The sequence below is a fragment of the Corynebacterium mendelii genome, assembly GCF_017307055.1.
GTDB classification, from domain to species: domain Bacteria; phylum Actinomycetota; class Actinomycetes; order Mycobacteriales; family Mycobacteriaceae; genus Corynebacterium; species Corynebacterium mendelii.
Map to the genome: position 1 here is coordinate 536776 of NZ_JAFLEQ010000003.1, position 4915 is coordinate 541690.

Annotated in this window: 4 protein-coding genes; all 4 read left to right on the forward strand. The window is 65.2% G+C overall.

Annotation, left to right across the window (positions count from 1 at the left end; all coding sequences use genetic code 11):
• On the forward strand, positions 1-691 hold a 691-nt coding region (gene rapZ, locus JZY06_RS02145; protein ID WP_242516437.1), incomplete at its 5' end, for an RNase adapter RapZ.
• 384 nt (positions 692-1075) lie between these two features.
• Positions 1076-2086, forward strand: a complete 1011-nt coding sequence (locus JZY06_RS02150) for a gluconeogenesis factor YvcK family protein (protein WP_207118119.1) — start codon at positions 1076-1078, stop codon at positions 2084-2086.
• 91 nt (positions 2087-2177) lie between these two features.
• Complete coding sequence (gene whiA, locus JZY06_RS02155) at positions 2178-3197, forward strand: DNA-binding protein WhiA (protein WP_377769005.1); 1020 nt, start codon at positions 2178-2180, stop codon at positions 3195-3197.
• Positions 3198-3846: 649 nt separating this feature from the next.
• The gene (gene gap / locus JZY06_RS02160) at positions 3847-4854 is read left to right on the forward strand and encodes a type I glyceraldehyde-3-phosphate dehydrogenase (protein WP_207118123.1); all 1008 of its coding nucleotides are present in this window, start codon (positions 3847-3849) and stop codon (positions 4852-4854) included.
• Positions 4855-4915: the final 61 nt, after the last annotated feature.

Here is a 4915-nt window from a genome sequence, read left to right on the forward strand (position 1 = left end):
TGTGCGCACCCGCGACTTCAACGAATTCAACGGTGACCTGATCCTCACCATGGAAAAAATCAAAAAGCGGTGGGGCAATGTCACCGTGATTTTCATGGAAGCCCGTGACGATGTGCTCATCCGCCGTTTCGACTCGGTGAGAAGAACCCACCCGCTGCAGGGGTCAGCCACCCTGCAGGTCGGTATCGGCCGGGAACGCCAGGTATTGGCGCCGGTGAAAGAACGCGCCGACATCGTCATCAACACCTCCGAACTGAGTGTGCACGACCTGCGCCGCACCATCGAGAACTCCTTTGCCACCCTGGCGAAAAAACGGCAGCACGTCACCGTCCAGTCCTTCGGTTTCAAACACGGTGCCCCGCCGGATGCGGACTTGATCGTCGACGTCCGTTTCCTGCCCAATCCCTACTGGGAGCCGGAACTGCGCCTGCTGCGCGGAACCGACCGGGGGGTCAGTGATTTCGTGCTTTCCCAGGACGGTGCAGCACAGTTCGTCGACCAATTCGTCACCATGCTCACCGGCATGACCGACGGCTACCGCCGGGAGGGAAAATCCTTCATCACCGTTGGTGTGGGCTGCACCGGCGGCCACCACCGGTCGGTGGCCGTCGCCGAGGAGATAGCCCGGCGGCTCAAAGACGAACCCGGTCTGGATGTCTCGGTCGACCACCGGGACATCCAACGTGACTGACAAGCCTCGCCGCCGACCCAACACACTGTTGGGTGCGCAGCCGACAGTGCAAAAGTATCCGCCGGGCATATCGCCCGCGGCGCGCCGACACGCCCCACCGATGGCCCCGGCGGGGCGTGATCGCCGCCGCCCGGTGTGCCGGGCGTGGACATCGCCCGCCCCGGGACCAGTGTCCCCAATCCTTTCCGCCCTTTCGACACCTTTTTCCCGCTTGACCACCCGCTGCCCGTGCCCCGGCCGATCCCCGTACCGGCCGTCGGCCACCCCGTCACCGACGGTGGCCAAAAGCCGGTGGCGCCACCCCCCACGGGCGCGGCGCGCACACCGGTGGCCGTCCGCCGGCCGGTGCGCGTCCGTGAGCGGGAAGAAAGAAAAATCCCTCCCATGAGCACCTCCGGCAATCGCCACCACTGCACCCCCATACTCCCCGCCGAACTGGACACCATCACCGCCCTGGGCGGCGGGCACGGGCTGTTCCAGACCCTGCGGGCCTCCCGGGCATTGAAAGCCCCGTTCATCAACGCCGTTGTCACTGTCGCCGATGACGGTGGATCCTCAGGACGGCTGCGCCGCGAACTCGGTATTATCCCGCCGGGGGATCTGCGCATGGCCTTGGCCGCGCTGGCCCGCGATGACGATGATGGGCGGATGTGGGAAACCCTCATCCAGCACCGCTTCGGCGGCACCGGAGGCATGGCCGGCCATGCGGTCGGCAATCTGCTCATCGCCGGGTTGACCGATGTGCTCGGCGACCACATTGCGGCCCTGGATGCGGTGGCCGACCTGGTCGGTGCCCGTGGCCGGGTGCTGCCCATGTCCAACCAGCCGCTGGAAATCGAGGCCGATGTCGCTGGCCTGGACGATGATCCGCGGGTGGTTCATCCCGTCCGCGGCCAGGTGTCGGTGGCCACCACCCCCGGCAGTGTGCGCCGGGTGCGGCTCAAACCCGCGGCACCGACAGCCTGCCCCGAAGCAGTGGAGGCCATCGCCGGCGCCGATCTGGTGACATTGGGTCCCGGCAGCTGGTTTACCTCCGTGATCCCGCATCTTCTGGTGCCGGGCATTGTCACCGCCCTCAACAACACCCGGGCGGTGAAAGTGGTGGTGCTCAACCTCACCGCGGAACCGGGGGAGACCGCCGGCTTTTCCGCCGAACGCCACATCCACATGCTCACCCAGCATGCCCCGCAGTTGAAGGTCGACCGATTCATTGTCGACGAAAACACCATCTATTCCGGGACCGAACGACGCCATCTGGCCCGGGCGGCCGCCAGCCTGGGGGCGGAGGTGTTGTTCGCCGATGTCACCACCGACGGCGATAAAACACGCCACGATCCGGCGAAATTGGGGGCCGCGCTGGGACGTGCCTTCGAGCAGGGGGCCTCCGGTAGCTGAGACCCGTGGCGCGCTCGGCTACAATCACCCGGCACCGTCCGGATTGCACCACACCCATTTCCCAACAACGAGGTTGTCGACAACTATGGCCATGACACTGCAGGTCAAGGAGGAACTCGCGGCGGCACGGTCGCGCCGGCCCGATGCCAAGGCAGCGGAAGCCATCGCGCTTGTCCGCTTCGCCGGCGAGATGGGCCACTCCTCCCACGGGCCGTATCTGGTCTGTGAATTCGACATCGAATCGGTGGCCCGCCGTGCCGCCGAACTTGTCACGGAAGTATTCGAGGTGCCGGTCACCGTCACCGGCAGCCCCTCGCAGTCCAATGACCGGATCGGAAAATGGTACGTCGAGGTCAACCGGGGCCTGGATCTGCTGCTGACCCGCTCCGGGCTGGTGGGCACCACCGGGCGGCGGATCGTCGGCCTTCCGCCGCATATTGTGTCCGGCAATGTCAGCGAAGCCGAAGCCGTGTGGCGGGGGGCGTTCCTGGCCCACGGGTGCCTGACCGAACCCGGCCGGTCCTGCGCCTTGGAAATCACCTGCCCCTGCACCGAGGCGGCCCTGGCGTTGGTCGGCTGCGCCCGCCGGCTGGGGATTGTGGCGAAAACAAAGGAAACCCGCGGCTCGGACCGGGTGCTGGTGCGCGACGGGGAAGCCATCGGAGCGCTGCTGACCCGCATGGGTGCCCAGCACACCCGGCTGAAGTGGGAGGAAAAACGCCTCCGGCGGGAAGTGCGGGCCACCGCCAACCGGTTGGCCAACTTCGACAACGCCAACCAGCAGCGCTCCGCGAGAGCCGCGGTCAAAGCCGCGGCCCGGGTGGAACGCGCCATGGAAATCCTCGGCGACGATGTCCCCGAGCATCTGGCCGATGCCGGTGAGCTGCGCATCAGACACAAGTTCGCCTCACTGGAAGAACTGGGCAAACTCGCCGACCCGCAGATGACCAAAGACGCCATCGCCGGTCGTATCCGGCGGCTGTGCGCGACAGCTGACAAACGTGCCGCTGAACTGGGTATCCCGTCGACCAAAGCAGCAGTGACCGAACAGGTTCTCGCCGAAGCCGACCCGGATCACTCACCGGCTGACCAGGCGGGGGAAACGGACTGAACCAGGCGGGTACCACCGCCTTGCCCACCGCAGAATCCGGGTGTTGATCAGCTGGTGACAGCGGGACGGATGCTGCTGCGGCGCCCGGCCGGGGCAGTCCCAACCTGTCGGGAGGCCAGCCCGGTGGTGTCAAGCTGCCGGGAGGGGAAAAGACGCTGGCAGCTGTTTTTTCACCCGCTGTCGTTTCCGGTGGCGGGGACGGAGGTGTTCGTTGCCCCGCAATCGACATGCCGCGGGAGCCACACGACTGCGCCGGGTGAAATGTGTCAAGTGTCACAGGGTCGTGCCCGCTTTTATAACTAGCGGCGTATAGAAACAGTCCGCATTGCCGGTTTCGCCCCGAATGGGGGTGGGTAGTTCCGGCGGGCGGCCATGTATCCCGGATGATGTGGCAGCGGCAATGTCCGTTTCTGTCCGTATGGGTTGGTTTGTTTTTGTTCGGGCGTTCATGCGGGGAATGCCGCGGGCGGCGTGTTCGCTGTCAGCGGCCACACCAACCCGGCCATCGCCGGTAGAGTGGGGGACGCCGGTAGATGAATCGGCCGGGATGTTTTCCGGGGCTTGCCGCCCCGGCGTCCGGGCCGTGCCCCGTCTCGAGGGTCATGCCGGCGATTCAAGACATTTAACCCCCACATCAAGGAGAACTATCGTGACGGTTCGCGTAGGTATCAATGGCTTCGGCCGCATCGGCCGCAACTTCTTCCGCGCCTGCATGGAGCGCGGAGCGGACGTCGAGATCGTTGCCCTCAACGATCTGACGGACAACAAGACCCTGGCGCACCTCCTCAAGTACGACTCCATTCTCGGTCGTCTCGGCAAGGATGTTGAATTCGACGACGAGTCCATCACCGTCGGTGGCAAGCGCATGATCGTCACCGCCGAGCGTGACCCCAAGAACCTCAAGTGGGGCGAGCAGAACGTCGACATCGTGATTGAGTCCACCGGCTTTTTCACCGATGCCAATGCCGCCAAGGCCCACATCGAGGCCGGCGCGAAGAAGGTCATCATCTCCGCCCCGGCGAAGAACGAGGACGCCACCTTCGTTGTCGGTGTCAACCACACCGACTACGATCCGGCCAACCACACCATCATCTCCAACGCGTCCTGCACCACCAACTGCCTGGCGCCGATGGCCAAGGTCCTCGACGACAACTTCGGCATCAAGTGCGGTCTGATGACCACCATCCACGCTTACACCGGTGACCAGCGCATCCACGACGCCCCGCACAAGGATCTGCGCCGTGCCCGTGCCGCCGCCGTCAACATTGTCCCCACCTCCACCGGTGCGGCCAAGGCTGTGGCCCTGGTTCTGCCGCAGCTGAAGGGCAAGCTGGACGGCTTCGCCATGCGTGTTCCGGTTCCCACCGGTTCCTGCACCGACCTGACCTTCACCGCGGAAAAGGAAGTGTCCGTCGAGGCCATCAACGAAGCGATGAAGAAGGCCGCCGCCGAGGGTCCGCTCAAGGGCATTCTGGCCTACTCGGAGGAGCCGCTGGTGTCCACCGACATCGTCACCGACCCGCACGCCTCCATCTTCGACTCCGGCATGACCCGCGTCATCGACGACCAGGTCAAGGTTGTCTCCTGGTACGACAACGAGTGGGGCTACTCCAACCAGCTGGTCACCCTGACCGAGTACGTCGGCGAGCGCCTCTAACAATCACATACCGTCCCGGTGAAAATACCTGACTGAATCGACTGTCGGTCAGGTCCCCCCC